Annotated in this window: 19 protein-coding genes and 1 pseudogene; 11 read left to right on the top strand and 9 right to left on the bottom strand. The window is 66.5% G+C overall.

From position 1 onward, the window contains the following. The first annotated feature begins 281 nt into the window (after positions 1-281). The 3 genes from DAT37_RS16775 to DAT37_RS46425 all read left to right on the top strand — a co-directional run bounded on the left by DAT37_RS16775 (position 282) and on the right by DAT37_RS46425 (position 2,062). Positions 282-1,166: a helix-turn-helix domain-containing protein gene (locus DAT37_RS16775; RefSeq protein WP_157978513.1), complete on the top strand. Its 885-nt coding sequence runs from the start codon at positions 282-284 to the stop codon at positions 1,164-1,166. Positions 1,167-1,382: 216 nt separating this feature from the next. Continuing rightward, positions 1,383-1,670 (top strand): hypothetical protein, encoded by a 288-nt coding sequence (locus DAT37_RS16770; protein ID WP_109525715.1) that lies wholly within the window; start codon positions 1,383-1,385, stop codon positions 1,668-1,670. Between the two features lie 44 nt (positions 1,671-1,714). Then, a complete protein-coding gene (locus DAT37_RS46425; protein ID WP_198654301.1) occupies positions 1,715-2,062 on the top strand; it encodes a nitrilase-related carbon-nitrogen hydrolase in 348 nt (115 codons plus the stop codon). Positions 2,063-2,168: 106 nt separating this feature from the next. Here DAT37_RS46425 and DAT37_RS16760 read toward each other — a convergent pair whose 3' ends face one another. After that, positions 2,169-3,053, bottom strand: coding sequence for an SDR family oxidoreductase (locus DAT37_RS16760; protein WP_109526032.1), 885 nt, complete (start codon positions 3,051-3,053; stop codon positions 2,169-2,171). A gap of 71 nt (positions 3,054-3,124) precedes the next feature. Between DAT37_RS16760 and DAT37_RS16755 the strand changes: the two genes are divergently transcribed. After that, on the top strand, positions 3,125-3,694 hold the full coding sequence (locus DAT37_RS16755; RefSeq protein WP_109525714.1) for a TetR/AcrR family transcriptional regulator: 570 nt from the start codon (positions 3,125-3,127) through the stop codon (positions 3,692-3,694). A gap of 123 nt (positions 3,695-3,817) precedes the next feature. Here DAT37_RS16755 and DAT37_RS16750 read toward each other — a convergent pair whose 3' ends face one another. The 4 genes from DAT37_RS16750 to DAT37_RS16735 form a co-directional block, all read right to left on the bottom strand. Continuing rightward, a complete protein-coding gene (locus DAT37_RS16750) occupies positions 3,818-5,584 on the bottom strand; it encodes an ATP-binding cassette domain-containing protein (protein WP_109525713.1) in 1,767 nt (588 codons plus the stop codon). Next, positions 5,581-7,425 carry an ATP-binding cassette domain-containing protein gene (locus DAT37_RS16745; protein WP_109525712.1) on the bottom strand — a complete coding sequence of 615 codons (1,845 nt, stop codon included), beginning with the start codon at positions 7,423-7,425 and terminating at the stop codon, positions 5,581-5,583. The genes DAT37_RS16750 and DAT37_RS16745 overlap by 4 nt, the downstream gene beginning before the upstream one ends. Before the next feature lie 394 nt (positions 7,426-7,819). Then, the gene (locus tag DAT37_RS16740) at positions 7,820-8,623 is read right to left on the bottom strand and encodes a HEAT repeat domain-containing protein (protein WP_157978512.1); all 804 of its coding nucleotides are present in this window, start codon (positions 8,621-8,623) and stop codon (positions 7,820-7,822) included. Between the two features lie 153 nt (positions 8,624-8,776). Then, complete coding sequence (locus DAT37_RS16735) at positions 8,777-10,300, bottom strand: carboxylesterase/lipase family protein (RefSeq protein ID WP_109525710.1); 1,524 nt, start codon at positions 10,298-10,300, stop codon at positions 8,777-8,779. 260 nt (positions 10,301-10,560) lie between these two features. On the opposite strand from DAT37_RS16735, the gene DAT37_RS16730 reads away from it, so the two are divergent. After that, positions 10,561-11,448, top strand: coding sequence for a YihY/virulence factor BrkB family protein (locus DAT37_RS16730; RefSeq protein WP_232839798.1), 888 nt, complete (start codon positions 10,561-10,563; stop codon positions 11,446-11,448). Positions 11,449-11,502: 54 nt separating this feature from the next. Here the strand turns inward: DAT37_RS16730 and DAT37_RS16725 are convergent, their stop codons facing one another. Next, positions 11,503-11,883, bottom strand: a complete 381-nt coding sequence (locus tag DAT37_RS16725) for an inorganic diphosphatase (RefSeq protein ID WP_109525708.1) — start codon at positions 11,881-11,883, stop codon at positions 11,503-11,505. Positions 11,884-12,028: 145 nt separating this feature from the next. Then, a complete protein-coding gene (locus tag DAT37_RS16720) occupies positions 12,029-12,682 on the bottom strand; it encodes a TetR/AcrR family transcriptional regulator (protein WP_232839834.1) in 654 nt (217 codons plus the stop codon). A 352-nt stretch (positions 12,683-13,034) separates the two neighbouring features. On the opposite strand from DAT37_RS16720, the gene DAT37_RS16715 reads away from it, so the two are divergent. Both DAT37_RS16715 and DAT37_RS16710 read left to right on the top strand, forming a co-directional pair. Further along, the gene (locus DAT37_RS16715) at positions 13,035-13,592 is read left to right on the top strand and encodes a TetR/AcrR family transcriptional regulator C-terminal domain-containing protein (RefSeq protein WP_109525706.1); all 558 of its coding nucleotides are present in this window, start codon (positions 13,035-13,037) and stop codon (positions 13,590-13,592) included. 9 nt (positions 13,593-13,601) lie between these two features. Beyond that, on the top strand, positions 13,602-14,027 hold the full coding sequence (locus DAT37_RS16710) for an STAS domain-containing protein (RefSeq protein WP_232839797.1): 426 nt from the start codon (positions 13,602-13,604) through the stop codon (positions 14,025-14,027). A gap of 47 nt (positions 14,028-14,074) precedes the next feature. Here DAT37_RS16710 and DAT37_RS16705 read toward each other — a convergent pair. Continuing rightward, positions 14,075-14,599 (bottom strand): annotated as a pseudogene (locus DAT37_RS16705) (DUF2867 domain-containing protein); the annotation flags it as partial. A gap of 126 nt (positions 14,600-14,725) precedes the next feature. Between DAT37_RS16705 and DAT37_RS16700 the strand changes: the two are divergent. The 4 genes from DAT37_RS16700 (at position 14,726) to DAT37_RS16685 (ending at position 19,138) form a co-directional block, all read left to right on the top strand. After that, positions 14,726-15,970, top strand: a complete 1,245-nt coding sequence (locus tag DAT37_RS16700; protein WP_232839833.1) for an FAD-dependent oxidoreductase — start codon at positions 14,726-14,728, stop codon at positions 15,968-15,970. 138 nt (positions 15,971-16,108) lie between these two features. Continuing rightward, positions 16,109-17,491: a serine/threonine-protein kinase gene (locus DAT37_RS16695; RefSeq protein ID WP_109525703.1), complete on the top strand. Its 1,383-nt coding sequence runs from the start codon at positions 16,109-16,111 to the stop codon at positions 17,489-17,491. After that, positions 17,488-18,624, top strand: coding sequence for a BTAD domain-containing putative transcriptional regulator (locus DAT37_RS16690; RefSeq protein ID WP_198654300.1), 1,137 nt, complete (start codon positions 17,488-17,490; stop codon positions 18,622-18,624). The genes DAT37_RS16695 and DAT37_RS16690 overlap by 4 nt, the downstream gene beginning before the upstream one ends. 88 nt (positions 18,625-18,712) lie before the next feature. Further along, entirely contained in the window at positions 18,713-19,138 is a 426-nt protein-coding gene (locus tag DAT37_RS16685) for a peptidoglycan-binding domain-containing protein (RefSeq protein WP_109525701.1), read from the top strand. Positions 19,139-19,295: 157 nt separating this feature from the next. Here the strand turns inward: DAT37_RS16685 and DAT37_RS16680 are convergent, their stop codons facing one another. After that, positions 19,296-20,303, bottom strand: coding sequence for a zinc-binding metallopeptidase family protein (locus DAT37_RS16680; protein WP_109525700.1), 1,008 nt, complete (start codon positions 20,301-20,303; stop codon positions 19,296-19,298). Positions 20,304-20,552 lie beyond the last annotated feature (249 nt).

The following is a 20,552-nucleotide window of genomic DNA, read 5'->3' as shown; positions in this document are numbered from 1 at the left end:
GACGGACCACGTGCGTCGCGCGAGGATGGGCGGGGTAGGTCCGGCCCCGCCGGGTCCGCGTTGCCCATGCCGCTCCTTCACGCCGATTCACCCAGATCGACTATTCAACTCTTGAAGTTGTATAGTCGAAGAATGTAGGGAAGTTCGCGGTCCGGGTCAATCCCCCGGCCGGTTGCTCGGGACTCACGTGTGCCCCGATATCCGGTCGCCACGGCGCATTGGACCGGGGGTGTCGCTGTAGTCTCGCGGAGTTCCCGTTCGCCGATGGTCAGGAGTTGCCAGTGCCCGCGTCGTCACCGCCGACCCGGCGCGTGGTCGAGGTCGTGGCGCTGCTCGCCGAACGGCACGACCGGCCGCCGAGGCTCAACGACGTGGTCAACACCCTCGGCCTCAATCAGGCCACCGCACACGCGATCCTGGCCGAACTCACTGCCGTCGGATGGGTCTCACGCGACCCGATCGACAAGACCTACGCGCTGGGCGCCGAACTACTGCGACTGATCGGGTCCGCCGACCGGACCCGCCACACGGTGCACGCCGCGCACGCCGCCGCACACGCCGCCGCCACGGAAACCGGCTATGCGGCGTCGGTATCCGAACGACTGAAGGACACCCTCGTCGTCCGCGCGTTCGTTCCCGCCGCCGCGCCCGGCTTGACCCTCGCCGCCGGGGACACGATTCCGTTCGAGGCCCCGTTCGGGCCTGCCTACGCCGCGTGGGAACCCGAAAAGGAACGTCGAGACTGGCTCGAGCGCAGCGGAATCACCACCGCCACCCACCGGGCGCGCATGGAACAGCAATTGGAAGCGACTCGCGATCGCGGGTACAGCATCGAACACCTCAGCCCCGATATGGCCACCGCCATCCCCGCGATGACCCGCATGCAGACCGGCGCGCTTTCCGAATCCGTGCGCACCCGCATCGACGAGGTCATCCTCGAACTCACCACGAGCCCCGGCCTCGGCAGCCCGAGCAACCCGGCCGAGAAGTACTACATCGGCGCGATCGCCGCCCCCCTCTTCGACGACCACGGCCGCACCGCGTTCAACCTCTGCCTGCACCCGTTCACCACGCTGCCCCTGCCCGAGGTCGAACTGCTGGGCTCGCTCCTCGTCCGCGCCGTCACCGCGATCGAGGCGACCACTCCTGACCCCGCGGATCCATAAGGGGAAGTAGATCGGCTGCGCCCCAGCGCCGAACCGGCCGGAGTGCGCACCGCTGTCACAGCACTGACCCAGCGATCACGACGCGTGCGAAGCCGCGCGAAAAGAATTCGACGCCGCCACATCGGCACGCCGATGACTTCGAGCCTACGCGCGACGAATTCGGCGTTGTCGGCGTGTAACCGGGCGCCCCGACCGCGGAGCATGACAGTGTGAGGTATGGCGATCAGGGACGTCACAGTCACCGTGACGATCGATGAAGACGATTGGCGGCTCCTGCAAGACGCCGCGGACTGTGCGGGAATGACCGTGCAGGCCTACATCGGTTGGAACACAAAGCTTTTGGCTCAGCAGGCAGGTCCCGCCGAGGCCGAGGTACGACACCAGAGACCCGCTTCACGTTCTCGACGCGTTCCCGTGGTGGTCGACGAATCCGAGGAGCAGGCGTGGGAATCCTCGTTCACTGAACGCCTGTCCCTCCGCGCCGACCTCTACCGAGAACATTGAACGCCATCGGCATACGCGGTGGCAGCCGCTTCCAGGATGGGCGGATGAGGATCGGGGCGGCCCAGGCCCGGCCGGCATGGCTGAATCCCACCGCCGGGACGAAGACAGTGGCACAGTGGTTGAGTCGGGCCGCCGATGCGGGAGTGGAGTTGGCGGCATTTCCCGAGGCATTCCTGTCCGGATACCCGATCTGGTTGACGGGATCGGTCCGCAACACCCGCGACATCACCCGATTCGTCGCGATGGAAGGCCGGGTCTACTCGCTGGCCGCCGGGTGCCGTCCTCGACTACGCCGACCTACCCGCCGATTTTCCTCTCTACAACGCGCTGACGTCGCTGGACAAACCCGCCGGTTACGACGGCGGCTCCGCGATCGCGGGTCCCGACGGTGACTGGATCGTGGAACCGGCGCCGCAGGTCCGCAACGGAATTCGTGGAGGAATAGGATCGCGACGCCGTGCCGACAGGTCGGCGCCTCTGTCGAACACGTCCGATCACTCACCTGTAGTGCTGTGGTGGCCACTGCCGCAACAGTTCTCGTTCGCGGGCCAGGAACTCCGCGAACGTCGTGGCCGACCGGCCGGTGAGATCGCCGACCACCGAAGTGATCTCGGCGGCAGATCCATTCGCGACGCCCTCGTACAGCGATGCCACGTCGGCGGCGAACGAGGCAGGCAGTCCCTGCGCTGTGAGGTTGTCCGCGAACTCCGCTGGAGGCCGGTCTATGTAGGAGATCGTGCGCCCGACCGCCTCTGACAGTGTGTCGGCGATCTCGGTGTGGGTCAGGGCCTCAGGGCCGGTCAGCACGAACCGTTGTCGGTTGCCGAGGTCGTCGCCGAGCAGGACCGCGGCGCAGGCGGCGATGTCGACGCAGTCGATATAGGACACACGTCCCTGTCCGTAGGCACCGATGAGATCACCGCCGCTGGTGAACGCACCCGCCCCGGTGAGGAAATTCTGCATGAATCCGCTCGGTTGCACGATCGTCCAGTCCAGCCCCGACGCCTCGAGTCGTGCTTCGATCTCGGCATGGGCGCCTTCGGCCAGCAGACCCCCGCGCCGGGCACCCAGTACCGAGATCTTCACGATGCGACGCACTCCCGCGCGCACCGCAGCGTCGATCACGGTGGTCTGCTGGGCGATCATCGGCTGCTGCCCCGGTGTGGGTTCCGCACCGGGCGAGCACAGGAAAACCTGTTCGATACCGGCCAGGGCGGTCTCGATCGAGGCCGGATCGTCGAAATCGCCGACCACTACCTCGCAGTCCAGATCGCGTCCGCGTTCCGGTGTGCGCACCAGTGCCCGAAACGGTTGATTCTGCTGCCGCAAGCGGCGCACGAGGGGACGGCCGATCGAACCGGTGGCACCCGTAACCAGGATCATCATGCTCTCCTACTAAAATCGAGGGACCCTCGGAATATATCTCGAGGGTCCCTCGATTTAGAAGGGATGCGATGAAGGAAGCCGGACCCGGGATCCGCCGCCCACGCGCGGACGCCGTACGGAATCGTCGGCTGCTGCTCGCCGCCGCCGACGAGGTCTTCCGCGCGGGCGGCGCCGACGCTCCGCTCGAGCACGTGGCGCGTCGGGCCGGGGTGGGCATCGGCACGCTGTACGGGCATTTCCCCACTCGCCGTGCGCTCATCGCCGCGTTGCTGGCCGAGCGCAACGGCGACCTGTTCGACTTCGGTGATCGGTTGATCGGCGCGACGGTCACCATCGACACCATCGGCGAGTGGGTGCGCGCCGTCGTGCGGCACGCCTCCACCTATCAAGGATTGACCGCGGTCCTGGCCGAGAGTCTCGACGACCACAGCAGCGAACTACAGGAAGCCTGCTTGCGAATGAACAGCATCGGCGCCGAACTCGTCGCACTCGCGGAAAGGACCGCGGAGCTGGCCCCCGGTGCGGCCGCAGCGGATGTGTTCACCCTCATCAATGCCGCAGCGTGGACATGCGAGTACGCGGGGCCCGACCGAGCGGAGCGCTTGATCGATCTCGTACTGGAGGGGTTGCGAGCATAGGTCGCTCGGTCGCAGAACCGCAGCCGGGCTGATTTCGTCGCACGCGAGGATTCGACCTGCGGACTCACCGAGCGCAACGAGCACCGTCGGTGTCGTGAATCCTGTTGGGCAACAGCAGTTCCGTCAGCTGTAGGCGGCTTGCTGGTCTTCGAACAGTTGCCGATAGCGGCCGTTGTGGTTCATGAGTTGCTCGTGCGTGCCGTACTCCGCGACGCGGCCGTTCTCGATCGACAGGACACGGTCGGCCAACCGCGCGCTGGAGAGGCGATGGGAGACCAGCAGTGTGATGGTGCCCTGTCGAGCCGCCACGTCGCGTGCCCGTTGGACGTAACGGGTGAACAGGTCGTGCTCGGCTTGCGGATCGAGCGCGGAGGTGGGCTCGTCCAGGGCGATGACCAGCGGGGCGTCGTTCATCGCGGATCGGGCGATGGCCAACTTCTGCCACTGGCCGTGGGACAGACTTGCTCCGTCCTGCAACGACAACGGGGTCCGCAGTCCTTCGGGCAGCGCGTCGAACACCGATCCGGCGTCGGCCCGATCTATCGCGCGCCACACGGCGGGCTCGTCGTGGAGATGTTCCAGGTCTCCGATCCCGACGCTTTCGCCCGCGAGGACGGGTGGCCGCAGGAAGTCCTGGAAGGCGCCGCTCAGTCTGCGCGGGCCGTGGTCGAGGTCCACGGTGGACAGGTCGGTGCCGTCGAGCAGGATGCGCCCGCCGGTGGGGCGCAGCGTGCCGGTGAGCAGGTCCACCAGCGTGGACTTGCCCGCTCCGTTGAGCCCGACGACCGCGACCACCGAACCCGCCGGGATCGTGAGGCTGACGTCGTGCAGGGCGTGGACGCCGTTGGCGTAGTCGAAGGAGACGTTGTCGACGATGATGCCGTCGCGCAGTTGTGCGGGCAGGCCGGGGCCGGTGTGGCCTGTCGGGACCGATGCGGCGCGAACTCGGCCCATGGCGTGCGCGGCGGAGATGCCTTCGGCGACGGCCTCGACCTCGAACAGACTGTGGGAGATCTGAAGTCGCACTCCGGTGATCAGCGTGATCACGAGGATGACATCACCGAGGGTGGCCGCCCCGGCTCTCAGCTGATCCGCGAGCACGGACAGGCCGAGAACGAGTCCAACACCGAAGACCACCCACCCCGCGACGGTGACCAACGCTGCCCACAACCGCACCCGGGCTCGGCGCACCGACACCTCTTCCCACACGCGGGATGCGTACGCATCCAGTCGGGGTAACGCTCCGTAGGTTCGTGGTTCGCCGACTCGCTCGGATTCTGTACAGGCGGCGTGGATTTCGCGTTCCTGGCGCAGTCGGGTGGTCAGATTCTCGTCGGCGGATCGGATCCGGTTCTGGGTCCACATCGCCAACCCGATCGGCAGCAGTACCAGCAGCGCCGTCAGCCCCAGCGCCGGATGCACGCTCACGAGCAGTGACAGCGAGACCACGATACTCACCGCCTGGCCGGCCAACAGGATTCCGGTCCACGCCAGATTGCCCAGGGTGAGTGCGTGCTTGCGCAAGATCTCGACGTCGTCGGCATAGGCGCTGTCGGAAAGGAGTTCGTGATCGCGGCGGCGGGCGACCAGCACGAACGCCTCTCGAGCCAATGCCCGCCCGGACTCGTGGGCCAGATGATTACGAAGGTTGGTCACCACGCGGGTCAGCGAACCGCTCACCCCGAGCGCGAGAGCTGCCAGCGCCGCCCCGAGTACCGCTTCCCACGCGATCGCGGCGTTCGCGCTGTTCACCAGCCAGCGCTGGCCCAGGGCGGCGAGGACGGTGTTGGCCATCGCGCAGGGCAACAGCAACGCCGCCAACACCGACATTCGAGGCTCGACGCGATACCCGAGTTTCAGCGCGTTCAGTATTTCTCGTGCGGCGCTCACGCGCGCACCTCCTCGCCGAAGCGTTCGGCTTGCAATCGGAACAGGCGAGCGTAGTCGCCATCGGTGGCCATGAGTGTCTCGTGATCGCCGTCCTCGGTGATGCGCCCTCCGGACAGCAGCACGATCCGATCGACGTGGCGAACCGTGGACAGGCGGTGGGTGATCAGCACGACGGTGACCTCGGCCAGGACCGACAACACCTGCTCGTGGAAGCCGAGTTCGGCCTCGACATCCAGTTGCGAGGTCGGTTCGTCCAGCACGACCACCGTGCTGCCCTTCGCCACCGCGAACAGCGCACGCGCCAACGCCACACGCTGCCACTGCCCACCCGACAATCCGACCCTGCCGTCACGCGCCGTCCACAGCGGATCGTCGAGTGTGATGTCCTTGGCGCGTAGGTGATCCGCGAGCCCGACCTTGGCCAGGCAGTCGAGCACCAGTTCGTCGTCACCGGGATCGTCGGTCAGAGCGAGGCGGATGTTCTCCCGCACCGAAAGCGGATACCGCAGGAAGTTCTGGTTCACCACCGCGACATCGGGGCGGTCCGGTGGCGGGTAGGGTCTGCCGTCTCGGACGATCCGGCCCGTGGTGGGTGCGTACAGACCGGTGAGCAGCGTGGTGAGTGTCGATTTACCCGCGCCGTTGATGCCGACCAAACCCAAGGTCTGACCCGCCCGGATCTCGAGGTCGACACCGTCGAGCACTCGGCGCGACGCACCCGGATAGCAGAACCCGACCTGTTCGAATCGGATCGCCGCCGCGGGATCCGGAGTCGGTTCGGCCGGGCGCCCGGATACCTGGACCTTCTCCGCCGTCGCCATGATCCGCTGGTAGGCGTGAAAGCCCGCCAGCCCGTAGTCGATGTCGAACGCCTCGAAACCCATTGCGGCGATCTCGAAAACCACGGTCACCGCGACGAGGCAGGCGGTGAGTCCCGCGAGACCGAGATCGCCTGTGGCCGCGGCGAATCCGGGGAAACCGAATCCCGCGAAGGCAAGGGTGAAGGCGAGAGCGGTGGTCACGTACTGGCGGCGGATCACCAGCAGGTGCGCCACCGAGAACCTGCGCCGGTGCCGGTTCGCGATCTCCGACCACCGGTCGATGAACCAGTCGTACAGCCGTAGCACGCGCAGCTCTCTGGCGGCGCGCTCATCGGTGAGCAGACGTCCCAGGGCCTCACGTTCATGCAATTCCGCTGTCGAATCGGACTGGAGTCTCGTCAGATAGATCCACTGCCGCCGAACCAGCGTACGGGCGGTCAAGGCCGCGATCAGCACGAACAACGCGAGCCACACATCGAATACGGCGAGCACCGCGGTGCCGACGCCGGCACCGAGGAACCGGAACACCAACAGCAACTGCCCGGTACAGGCCGCACCCGCGGTCCGGTTACGCGCCGTCACCCCGGGGTCGCAGGCGCGCCCCACATCGGCCTGAAACGCCACCGACGCGACCACCGCGAACGGCGTCGCTCCTCCGGCGGCGCGACGGACCGCCGAACGGATATTTCCGTCCACGATCTCGGTGATCCTCAGGTTCGACACCGAACGCAGCGCGATCGCCGCCTCGGCCGAGACGATCAGCACCCCTACCGCGACCACCGGCAGCGAAAGCGACGAGGAGCCCGACTTCAATGCTCGGATCAGCGCCGCGGTGGCCAGTGCCACCCCTGTCGGCGCCAACACCGAGATAGCCGCGACGAGGATGTATCCGAGCAGCACGGGCCACGGAACCGACCTCAGCAACCCCAGCAACGCCACCCGCTCACGCAACAGCTCGATCGCTGTCCGCGGTGACAGCGCTCCCCGCTGCCACCGTGGATCGAAACCGCCCTCGGCCATCCCCGAGTCCCCCTCCCGTGCCGCACCCGACCCGCGTCGCGAGAAGTCGGTGGGCACCGATCACGACAACCAATGCTCGGGTCGCGAGCCGACACAAACAACGGATTCGATCAATATGACGAAAACAGCTGCACCAAAAGATAATTCGCGGAGATGCAACTCGGAGTGAGACGCGACTGCACGGTGCCACGAAATGCCTGCGCGGATTTCACGTCGAGCGAAGGCGTTGACGTGGTCAGATCAGTTCCGGTGGAAGTGTCAACGATGGGACGAGCGTCGCCAGGTCGACGACAATCAACCCGGCCTATCGCTTCGAGAACCGAAGTCTCGATCGTCTCTTCCATTCCGGAGACACTTCACCACCACGCGCAGCTACGGCAACGCCAGCCGCGTGTCAGGATTCGCGCGCTGCGATCGCGGCTTGGATTCGTCGGAGCGTGCGCAGTCCCTTCTTCGCGGCCACGCTCACCATGCCGTCGAAGACCGTCGAGCCGCGGTCGTGGGCCATCAGTCTTTCCAGTGTCGGCACCGCACGATCGTCACCGGTCGAACCGAGCGCGACAGCCGCCCAATATCGCTGGTCGGGGTCGTCGCTCGCGGCGGCCGCGCACAGCCTCGGGATAACGTCCGGGGCGAATTGGGACAGCGCGCTGGCGATATAGCCGATCCGGAAGTATCGGCGGTTCTCGAATTCGTCCCATAGTGCGGCCAGGGCCGCCTCGCCGCCGATCATGCCGAGGGCCTCGGCGGCGCGTTCGCGCATTCCCGCGACCGAGTCGTGCAGCAGGGGCGCGAGTGCGGGGACGACCGATTCGTCGCCGAGGACGCCCAGCGCGATCACCGCTTGGTCGCGAGCCATCTGTTGCGAGTGGTCGAGCAGCGCGACCAAGCCGGGAACCGCCTCGCGGAAGCCGAGCGCCGCGCAGCCCATCGCCGCCCACGCCTGGCAGTTGTACCGAGTGTCGGTAAGGGAGGCGAGCAGTGGCGCCTTCAGTGTGTCGTCGCCGAAGACCTCCGCGCGGTTCAACGCCCGGCTGTAGACCGAACGGTGGTAGTCGGGATAGTCGCGCACGAGCGCGCGCAGCACTTCCTTGGCGGATGTGTCCCCGTCACCGGCCCGCACGAGTAGCAGCCGCAGATTTTCCTCGCGGGTCTCGAGATCGCCGTCTTTCAGGCGACGCGCATCAGCTGGGTTCACCGCCCAACGGTACCTGGCGGTGATCTCGTCCCCTGCCACGCTCGGGATGTCGGCGCAGCTCGAACGCGTATGTGCGTGTACACGGCTCCCAGCCGGATCGACGTCGAACGCCGCCACCGAGCGGCACACTCGCTCTCGGCCGCGTCGAATATTTCACGGCGCGTGCAGCGGCAGCGCCGGGAAGGTGCAATCCCGCCACAGCAGCCGCGAGGTCTCCTCGGGGTAGGCGGTGACCGTCGACGGCGTGTCGAAGATCTGAGTGAGGCGCTGACCGGCGTCGTACGCGGGCCAGCCCGGCTCGCCGTGCGCGGCGAACGCCGTCCACGACCCGCGTATGCGCGCCGAGAGTTCCGTCGCCTCCGGCGGGGGCGGGTCGCCGATCAGCATGGCGGTCCGCCCACTGTCCAGGTTGCCGAAGACCAGCGGAACATCCAGACCGTGGCAAGCCCCCAGCGCACCGCCCATACCGGGAGCGGTCCAGGTCAGCTCGTAGAGGTGGACCCGGCCGCCGCCCGCGATCCGGGCGTCGGCGAGCGCGACGCTGGGCATGCGGAACAGCCAGTCGGCGTTGACCAGTTCGTAGAGTTCCTCGTCGTCGGCGTCCGGGAACGCCTCGCGATACCGGCGCGCACCATCCGGATCCGCGGTGAGAACATGCAGCGCGATCTCTGTCTGTTCGCGGGTGACCTGTCCCAGCACACCGTCGATCAGGCTGAACAGCCGGTGCTCGTGACGCGTGTGACCGACGAGAAGCTCGACGTCGCGGGCGGCGCCGTCGGCCAGCCCCTGCCACGGGGTCGTGGGCAGCACGTCGCCGTCGATGACCGGCGCGTACGGAATCGGCCGGAGGGTGATCCGACCCCAGCGCTCCCGCCACCGGTCCATCTTGGCGAAAACCTCGTCGCCCGCGGCGGGCAGCAGATCCGGTGGCACTTCCGACAGCCCCGACACCGTGGGCGCCACCCCGAGTTCGGTGGCGAAGGCCGCGGTGAGGTCGGTAGCAAGCTCGGGAGAGAAGAACGTGCCCGGCACGCTTTGCGCGATCGCCCGACGGAAGAGCCCGGCCGCGCGCGGCATCACCAGCAGCGCGGCGACCGATCCGGCACCCGCGGACTGTCCGAAGACCGTCACCCGGTCGGGGTCGCCGCCGAACACCCGAATGTTGTCGCGCACCCACTCCAGGGCCGCGACCTGGTCGAGCAGTCCACGGTTGGCCGGGGCGCCCTCGATCTGGGCGAACCCCTCGATGCCGAGACGGTAATTGAGGGTCACGACCACGGTTCCGGTCGCGGCCAAGTTTCCGGCGTCGTAATCCAGCAGGCCGGAGTTGCCGATGGCGTAACCACCGCCGGGAATCCACACCATCACCGGCAGTCCGGAGCCCGAATCCGGTTCCGGCGTCCAGACATTGACCGTCAGCCAGTCGTCTCCGGCGGCGCTGTCGGCCACCGCGAGTATCGCGGACTGTGGAGGCGGCGGGCCGTAGGCGACGGCGGGTCGCACCCCCTCCCAGCCTCGAACCGGCCGGGGCGCGGCGAAACGCAGCTCGCCCACCGGCGGCTCGGCGAACGGGATGCCGCGGAAGACCGCCAGTCCCGCCTCCCGGCGACCGCGCAACACACCGGCCGCCGTGCGGACCTGCGGCTCGGACTCGGACGGCGTGCCGGCTGCGGCCATGTCACGTTCCTCTCGATGACTGTTCGGCCGAGCATCCCCGCACGAAAGATCGGGCGCAAACCATTTATCGCACTTCCCCTCTCGCCCCGCGTCCGCGGGCGGGTCGCTGCCGACACGCCGAGCCTGGTGAGCAACCTCCCTTTCCGCCGTTTCACCTGGTAATCGCCGGGTATCTGCCGGTGTGAGCGGGAGGTTGGTCGATGTCGGATATCGCGGCAGATCCGGTTGTTCGGCACCGGGGAATCAAAGGTCCTTGGGCGTTGCACCGCCCTATCTGGTGGGGAGTGTTGCGCCGCACCGTCTCCGAACTCTGGGGCGACAATCTCACCGATTGGGCCGCAGCGTTGACCTACTACAGCGTGATCTCACTGTTTCCCGGAGTCATCGTGCTGTCGGCGCTGATGGGCTTGGCGGGCCCAGAGGCCACCCAGTCCTTGATCGACACCATCACCCAGGTCGGCGACGGTGACAATTCGGCGATCGTGCAGGTCCTCGAAGAACTGCAGCGTTCACGCTCGCTGGCCGGTCCGATCGCGATCATCGGCATAGCGACGGCACTGTGGACCGCCTCCGGCTACATCGGCGCGTTCGTGCGCGCGGTCAACTCGATCTACGACACCGAGGAGGGTCGGCCCCTCTGGAAAACCGTTCCGTTGCAGATCGTTCTGACCGCCGTCATCGTGCTGCTGGTCGCGATTTGCACGGTCGGGGTCGTGGTCAGCGGCCAGATCGCGGAAACCGTCGGGCAATGGATGGGATTCGGATCGGTCGGCGTGACCGTCTGGGGGATCGTGAAGTGGCCGATCATGGCGATACTGGTCAATCTGGCCTTCGCCCTGCTGTATTGGGCCGCACCGAATGCTCGCCAACTCGGGTTCCACTGGCTGACACCGGGCAGCTCGCTCGCCGTCCTGCTGTGGATCGCCGCGTCGGCCGGATTCGCTTTCTACGCGACACATTTCGGCACATACAACAAGGTGTACGGTTCCCTGGCCGGTGCGGTCGTGTTCCTGATCTGGTTGTGGCTCACCAACATCGCCATCCTGCTCGGCGCCCAATTCGACGCAGAACTCGCGCGAGGGCGGCGGATTCAACAAGGTGGCTCCGCCGACGAGAAACCCATCCTGCCCCAACGCGATGAACCCTAGTGAGTGCGGACATTCGATTCCGCGACGATTACCGGCGCGGTCGGTGGTCCCCGGTCAGGACCGGACGATGACGTAGTGCCCGGGTTCTTCTTGGAACTCGACCGCGAGAGCGATCGCTGCGTCATCGAGGTCGAGTTCGTCGGTCGGGACGACGACCAGCTTGTCGTCATCGTCGTGTAGACGGTGGACGATCGCGACGCACGTTCCGGTCGCGGAGGTCATGGGCTCGGTAGGGCCGAGAAAGTAGGCATCGAGTTCCTCGCCGTCGGGCGCGAGCGTGCCGGGAACGAATCCGTAGTTCACTACGTAGAGGAATTCGCAGGTGGGGTGGCGACTTCCGTAGGGCCGGTCGATGGTGAGATCGACTGTGCGACCGAGGAATCGGCGTGCCAGAGTCAGTGATACGGATTCGGCGAGTGGGCGCGGGTCGGTCACCGTTCGAGGTTATCCGCCGGAGGTGCCGCTGCGGTCCGATCGTTCGGTCGGGCAGGTGTTTCGGTCTCGAGCACGGCATCGCGGCAACAGCGTACGGGTGCTCAGCGCCCATTCCGTCGGTGAGCGGCTCCCGAGAAAATGGCTCCTATTGGACGTCGACTTGACGCTCGAGCCGGTCCAACAGCGCCTCGAGGGCGTCCTCGAACTCCGCGGCACTGTGATCCTGGGACAGCAATGTTTGCAGCCGATTCAGGTTCGGATAGTCCGACAACTCCCGTGCCGAAGAGGCCGCTGACTCTGTCGATTCACCGGTCTCCTGCGACGTGCGTGCCGCGACCTCGAGCAGAAGTTGCCCCAGCAGGAATGTCGTATACGACCGATAGGCCGCGACGGCCGCCTCGTCGTCGAACCCGTAGGACAGCATCGTTTCCAGGAAAGTCTCCATCCACCGCAGACTCCGCAACGGGGGCCGCACCCACGGCGCTTCCGGGGGGCGAGTCGCCGCCAGCGGAAACAACTCGGGGTGGTCCAACGCGATCTGACGCACACCGTGCGCCAAACGCACCAGGAAGTCCTGCCAGCCGTCCTCTTGACGTCGGGCCGCGAGTTGATCGGCGTGTAGATCGTCGACAAGGAGGTCGACCATGCCGCTGAGCAGATCCTCGCGGCTGTGCACGTATCGATACAGGGCCATCGCTTCGACGCCGCACGCCGAGCCGAGTCTGCGCATGGTCAGTTTGCGCAGGCCTTCCTGGTCCACGAGGTCGATCGCCAATTCCAAGATCAGACGGCGACTCAACGGCGCACGCGATTCGTGGCGCTCACCCGACCGTGATTCGCGAGAGCCCGGCCGCGTCGCCGGATCCTCGACACGACCGTCGTGATGATCGTCCACCAGGACATCTCCTCACTGCGCGCGTTGAAGCAAGACCACGGTCAGAGTATTTCAACGATCACAGGTGACCCAACTGGCAACGCCGTCGTGCACGGGGCAAGCATCGTTCACCGGTGACGCCCGGCCCTCCGCGCGCACGGAAACGACCGACCGCGCCACGGCGGGCCGACGACACATCCGACCGATCGAAATCCGGAAATGTCATACCTGATCTGCTCAGTTTACAAGGTAAACGCCGCAAGCTACATTGTGTCGAATGTGCGGTCAGGGTTCCGTCGACAGGCGTGACGCCGAGCCCGATGACGCGATCGGCAGATGCCTCGTCGAAGCATCGCGTTCGGACAACTGGCAGGATTTCCTGGTGCGCCTGGCACACGGCGTGCGTCGGGTCGCCCTGAACCAGTCGGAACTGTTCCCGCAGGCACCCCACCCTCCGCAAGCTCCGCGGGTGCCGCCATCACTACGCAGTCTGCGATGGACGGAAACCTTCCTGAACACGATATTGTCCTATGGGTTCGATGACGAGGCCGCCGTCGCGGCATACCGGACCTACACGACATTCCTGTTCGGCCAACTCCTGCTCGAGGTCGCTGCCCGCGCACCCCACGACACCGCGGCCGTCCACGAGCCCGCAACCGTCCCAGCACGGGACCTGTCGGACTATCCGAACCTGCGTCGGCTTCAACCGATGCTGTCCCAGGATCACAGTGCCGCGGAATTCGAAGACGCCCTCGAAGCGTTGATCGACCGCCTCGAGGGCTGGCTCGCACACCGCCCTCGCCGTGCCCGGGTCTCGCCGACGGATACAATGTAAACTCGCCTGGTGACCTCTAATGAACCACAACAGCAGGATGTGGTGTCGTCGCATCAGTCCGGCACGCAGATGGAATCAGCGGTCGAAGCGATAGGTGCCGTGCGAGTGCTCCGGGTGAGCGGTGAGATCGACGTGCTGACCGCACCCCGACTGCACGCCGGAATCGAAGAGGCATTGCGCGCCGCCCCTGCCGAGGGAGCCGACGGCGTCGTCGTCGACCTGTCGAACGTGACCTTCCTCGCCTCGGCCGGACTCGCGGTCCTGGCCGAATACGTGCAGCCTGCCAACCAGCGCGACCGACTCGTCGTCGTCGCCAACAGTTCCGCCACCCTGCGCCCCATGAGCCTCACCGGCCTCACGGACCTGCTGCGCGTCTGCCAGACGCTCGAAGACGCCCACGCCGCGCTCGGAGACGATCTCTCGCGCCGCGGCTGATCGTCGTTGCCTCCGAGCCCTCGTAGGCATCGTCTCGGCCGGTCTCCTCACGCGGGCGGCGACTCCGGCTGTCGTACCCAGCCGCGTCCGATCGACCGCAGCAGAGCCGGGTAGACCAGGAGATAACGGAACGGGACGATCATGGTCATGTAGACCCTGCCGAACAAGCCGTCGGGTTTGACGAGTACCGCCATCTGGCCGTGGTACCCGATACCGGAATCGTCTGGTACCCAACCGATATGCATCGCGGCGTGCACGGTCCTGTTGGCCGTTTCGGCCACCCACTCGGTGTCGGTCTCATAGACCGAGGTGAACGGAACGGTGGTCGGGTCGGGGCCCCGAGTCCCGTCACGCAAATCATCGGGCAGACGATCCAGCAAGGTGCGGACCCGCGTGCCGATTCCGGTCCCCGGTTCGTCCCAGCCCAGCAGTGCGCCGAGTTTCCACCGGATCGCGAACAACACCCGGTACGCGGCGGACGACCTTTCGGTTCCCCCGGCCGAGGTGAACCACTCCACCGTGCGGTACAGGTCGTCGGGGCCGCCCGGCGTCGGCAACGCCCAGACGTCCTCGACGGTGAAATCCGACCGCGGCCCTTCGGGGACGAGATTGGCTCAGCGGCGAATGAACCGATCCGGCCACTCGCGCGTGGTTGAGGCGTGTGGAAGTCGAGAACAGGTGCGAGACCTGGAAACAGCATTGTCCCAACGGCATCCGCGCGGCGGGTACTGATAGTCGGTGCCGGGGTCGGCGGAATAGCCACCGCCCGAGGGCTGTTGCGCGACGGCCACGATGTCACCGTGTTCGAACAAGCCTCCGCGGTACGAGCCGCCGGTGGCGCGATCACCATCTGGCCCAACGGCGCCCGAGTGCTCACCCAGCTCGGCGTCGACATGACCGGTGCCGGCCAACTCCTCTCCGCTGTTCACGTGTCGACAGCCGCCGGACGTCGTGTCGCCACGGTCGACGTGACCGCTGTGAACGCCGAACTGGGAGCGCCCACCCGCATGGTTCCGCGCCGGGTTCTCCTCGAACGACTGTTGGACGACTTCCCGATCCATCGCATCCGCCTGGATGCTCGCGCGGTCGCCGTGACCGACGGCCCCGACGGCGTGCGGGTCGACTTCGCGGACGGCACAACGGCGGAAGGTGATCTGCTGATCGGCGCGGACGGACGACATTCGACGGTGCGCGCGGTATTGGACGTCGACAACGCGGAACCGACCGGCTGGTGCAGCTGGCAGGGGCTGATAGAACTGCCCGATATCGCCGACAGCGACGTCGCGGTGATCATCATCGGCGAGGGCGGAAACCTCGGCCTCTGGCCCGCGGGCAACGGTCACCTCCAATGGTGGTTCGACCTGCCCTGGTCCCCGGATTTCGTGCGACCGGATTCCCCGATCGACACGATCCGTTCGCATTTCGCGGGTTGGTCCCGACCGGTGGACCGGGTGCTGGCGGCATTGACCGACGACGACCTGAGCAGGTCGCCGTTTCCGCACTTCCGACATCCGATACCGCGTGACTGGGGGCGAGGCCGCGTCACTCTGCTCGGCGACGCCGCTCACACGATGCCGCCCACGCTGGCCCAGGGCACCAATCAGGCTCTGCTGGACACGATGGTGCTGCGCCGAGCCCTCGCATCCCCGCGCACCGTGCCCCGAGCGCTGCGCTGGTACGGCAGAACCCGTCGGCGCAGTGTCGCCGCCGTCTCCTGGGTGACCTCACGTCAGGTCTCCCACGGCGAGTCGACGATGAAACCGGCCGCGCTGCTGCCCTCGGAGTCGGTGACCAACGCGCTGACGTCCTTCATCCGGGCCACGAGCCACACCGCGATGTCGACCGACGCCACCGAGAGACAGTCAGCGACGGACAACGGCCGGACCTCGCCGAATTCGGCCGAGTTCGGCGAGCTGCTGCGACGACCCGGGTGCGGGTCATGAGGAACGCGAGGTTCGCTCTCCCCGACACTCCGGGGTCGACCACCCGGGTCGGACGACGTTGTCTTGACACCGAGGCTCGGGTATGAGGTAGTGGGCACAGCGGCGCCTGACCACGTGGCCCGTATTCCCAGGGGAGGGATGTTGTTACGGCCTGGGCAGATCTTCGCCGGCTATTCGATCGTACGGCCCCTCGGTTCCGGCGGAATGGGCACGGTGTATCTCGCCGAGGATCCGGTATTGCCGCGACGGGTCGCGCTGAAAGTGCTCGACGACAGGCTCGGCGCGAATCATCGCTATCGCAGCATCTTTCGACGTGAAGCCGAACTGGTGTGCCGCTTGAACCATCCCAATGTCGTCTCGGTCTACAACCGGGGTGAAGACGGCGATGCCTTGTGGATGGCGATGCAGTATGTCGACGGCACGGACGCGAGCGAACTCATGCGCGGGGAGCCAGGAGGATTGGCGGCGGACCGGGCGGCACGCATCATCTGCGACGCGGCGAAGGGGCTGCGTCACGCGCACGCGCAGAATTTGCTGCATCGGGATGTCAAACCGTCCAACATCCTGGTCACCGAGGGCGACGACGGTGAACGCGCGCTCATCGCGGACTTCGGACTGGCTCGTTCCGTCGAAGAGGCCGAGACGGTCACCGAAACGGGTTGGCGCGCTTGTACTCCCGCTTTCGCCGCGCCGGAGGTACTGCGGGGGCTCGCGGTAGATCGTCGGGCCGACATCTATTCGCTCGGTGCGACCTTGTCGGCGCTGATCACGGGGACGAATCCGAAGGGATCGCCCGGCGGTGCCCCGACCGTGCTGGAGTCGCCCGCGCCGGTGCGGGTGCGCCCCGATGTACCACCGGAACTGGAGGATGTGATCGCACGGTCGATGGCGCACGAACCGGAGCGGCGGTATCAGACCTGCGCGGAATTCGTACGGGCCGTCGAGCTCGCGGTCACGGATTCCGTAGGCGGGCAACGACGGAGCAGGTTCCCCGATCCGGTGCCTGTTCCGCGCCGCCGCATCGCGGCCATCGGAGCAGTCCTCGTCGCTGTCGCGGCGGCGATGACGATCGCGCTCTGGCCGACCGCTCACAGATCCGATGGCGCGGCCCCGACGACCCCGCTCCCGACGACCACCGGCCAGGCCGTGGCCAGCGGTGTCCGGACCGGACTGCTGCGGTGTTACTGGCGAACAAAGGTCCCGATAGACACCGAGTTCTTCCTCGAATTGCCCAGTGGGGCAGCCGATCGCGACGATCCGAGCTGCGCGCTCAACGAGGGCGATCGCGGCGATTCGGTCATGGCGTTGCGCCGGGCTCTGACCATGTGCCACGGCATCGAGATGGACGCGACAACGGTGTACGACACTCCGGTGAAGCGTGCCGTTCGACACCTACAGGTCGACCACGGCGCCACTGCCGACGGCATCTACGGACCGCAGACCAGGGCGCTTGCCATCCGGTGGCCGGTATTCCGCGGCCCCGACGGCACATTCGACGGCCGATGTCTACCGGCGCCATGACCTCGGATGCCACGGCGCCGCCCGAGGTGGACATACGCATCCTCGGTCCGGTGCGGTGCTACGTCTCGGGCCGACCGCTGACCATCGGCGGGCCGCTGACCAGGGCGATGCTCGCAGTTCTGGTCGTCAACCGGCGCAATGCCATCTCACCGGCGCGGTTGGCGAACACCATCTGGGATGGTGATCCCTCGCCCAGTTTTCGCGCGAACCTCCACAATCGCGTCGCCGAATTGCGATCCGCGTTCCAGACCGCCGAGGTGGCCGCGACCGTGGTGCTGCGCACCGACGCCGCAGGAAACTACTGCCTGGACATTCGAGAGGAACAATGTGATCTCGGTCGTTTCGAACAGGCCAGGACCGAAGCGATGGCCGCGCTCGACGGCGGCGATCACGACAGGGCAGCCGAGCACTTTCAGCGGGCTCTGGGGCAATGGAGTGGCGCGGCGCTCGAGGGGCTGCCGATGTCCACCTTCGTCGAGGCGTTCTGCGCGCATATGGACGAGGAGCGACAGCGCGTGCTGGAGGCGCGGCTGGATCTGGAAATCGCGGCGGGCCGTGCCGCGGAGGTCATCGGAGAGTTGCGGGCGTTGACCGCACGGTATCCGCTGCGTGAAACCCTGTGGACCCAGCTGATCACGGCGTTGTACGACTCGGGGCGCGAGGGTGACGCACTCGAGGCATGTCGGTCCGTGCGCAGGATATTTCGGGATCAGGGCATGGATCCGAGCCCGCGGTTGACCGGGCTGGAACAGCGGATCCTCCGCCACGAGCCGCTCTCACCGCATGAGCCGATCCGCGTGCGACGCACTACGGACAACGAGGAATCGACGCTGCTCGAGACATTCGGGCAGGTGTTCTTGTACGTCGAGGACGGTCGGCGCATCGAGGTGACGGCGGCGGGGACGACGATCGGTCGAAGCGCCGACAACGACATCCGGCTCGATGACGCGAAGACCAGTCGGCAGCACGCCCGAGTGGTGGCGGACGGTGACGCGGTCCGGATCGAGGATCGCGGGTCGGCCAACGGCGTGTACGTCAATGACCAGCGCGTGCGTGGTCGCGCGGCGCTGGCGCACGGGGACCGCATCCGGATCGGGTCGGTGACGCTCGAGGTTCGCCGGCCGCCGGCCTGAGCAGGCGTGAGCGTTTCATTGGCGAATCGTTGCGGGCGATTCCTACCTTTTCCTTGTCGGTATCGATCACCACCGCAAGGAGAAAACCATGAAGATCTCTTCGGCACAGCCGGTTTCACGCCGCTATCGTTTCCGTCGTCTGGTCGCCGCGAGCGTCATCGGACTCGCTTCGGTCGCCGGTGGCGCGGTGGTGGGAGCCCCCGCGCACGCGGCCACCTACGCCTCGTCGGTCAACGAATGCCTGGTGTTCCGTCCGTATCTGCACCGAGGTGTCACCAACCAGTCGCAGTGTGTCGCGGCGCTGCAATCGTTCCTGCGCTTCCAATACGGCAACGGCGATGTCGCCGTCGACGGCAGGTTCGGCCCGAACACCGAGACAGCGGTGAAGAAGTACCAGGGGTCGGTCAAGATCGACGTCGACGGCAAGGTCGGGTCGGACACCTGGCGTCACATCGCGATCAGCTGCTCGCAGCGCGGCGACTGCGACTACAAGTACCCGCACCCGCTCCCCTGAATTCTTCGACGGTCCGCCACGGAGAAAGCACGGAGTCCGACACCGAGCGGATCAGCCGGGTGACCGTGGCGGAGGCCGTCGGGGAAGGTTCGGTACCGTCGGCGTGTGGCGGCGGTACCGGTCCCGCTCATGTGGCCGTTCGGTCGTCGGACCGGTCTCAGTTGCCGGGGACGATCAGGTCGTGGACGAACTGCATCTTGTCGAGCACGCGCTGCGGCAGGACGAACGGATAGAGGTCCTGGTGGCCCATGGAGCGGTTGATTTGATTGAGTGCCCATGACAGCGGCAGCCACCATTCGATGATCCGCTCGAATCCGACCTTGCCGGGCAGCAGTGAGTCCAAGGTCGAAGCGGCCGGTGCCATGGCGAACGCCGCCGCCGTGTCGAGGGTGTCGCGGATGTGGAGGTAGTGCGCGAAGGTCTCGGCCCAGTCTTCGGCGGGATGCATCGTCGCATACGACGAGACGAATTCCGACTTCCACCCTTGCGGGGCACCTTGGTCGTAATGGCGTGACAGGGCCTCCTGGTAGTCGGTGTCGGGATCGCCGAAAAGCGCTTCGAAGCCGGACCGGTGTTCCCCGGTACCGACCAGCACGGTCTGGTAGTAGTGCCCGATCTCGTGCCGGAAGTGCCCGACCATGGTGCGGTAGGGCTCCTCCATCGACACCCGCAGTTGTTCGCGGTGCACGTCGTCACCCTCGGCGAGATCGATGGTGATCAGACCATCCTCGTGTCCGGTCGTGACTCGCTCCGCACTGCTCGAGAGCAGATCGAAACAGAGGCCGGTGTCGGGATCGTCCTCACGTCCGGTGATGGGCAGTGACAGTTCGGTCAATTCGAGTACGACTCGGCGTTTATCGGTTTCGGCGTCGGCGAATGCCCGTAGACCCTCGACATCGTTGTCGGCCGGTCGCGTCCGCGTCAGCCGACAGGACCGACACAATGCGTCGGCCTGCGCTGCCTCGACCAGCCAATTGCATCGCGCCAGTGAAAGATTGTCGCAGCTGCGCCAAATGGTGTCATCGACCTCGACGCTGCCGTGCTGATCGAGAGCCAGCATTGTTCGACTCGGCAAATGGAACCGCACTCGGCTCTTGCAGTGCAGACACACCGAATTCTCGAACGACAGCATCTGTCCGCATGTGCCGCACACAAAGTTACGCATTCCATCCGCTCCTGGATATTCATCGCACAGTCGGGCCGAACCTGTGCACCGGCCGAGTCCGGCGTTGCCTGTCGCGCAATACCCCCCGGTCATCGAGTGAAACGGGAGCCGGGTGCGGTGTGAGATGTTCGGCGACGACGAACTCGACCGCCTTAGAGGTCAGTTCAGAATGAGTTTTCGGAGGCAGATGACCGCGCAGGCGAGGGTGAGTAGCGCGTGGTGGATGTCGGCGCGGCGTTCGTAGCGGGT

The sequence above is a fragment of the Nocardia aurea genome (genome assembly GCF_003123685.1).
Classification (GTDB): domain Bacteria; phylum Actinomycetota; class Actinomycetes; order Mycobacteriales; family Mycobacteriaceae; genus Nocardia; species Nocardia aurea.
The sequence above is the reverse complement of the archived record's forward strand: the minus strand, read 5'-3'. Positions and strand labels throughout refer to the sequence as shown.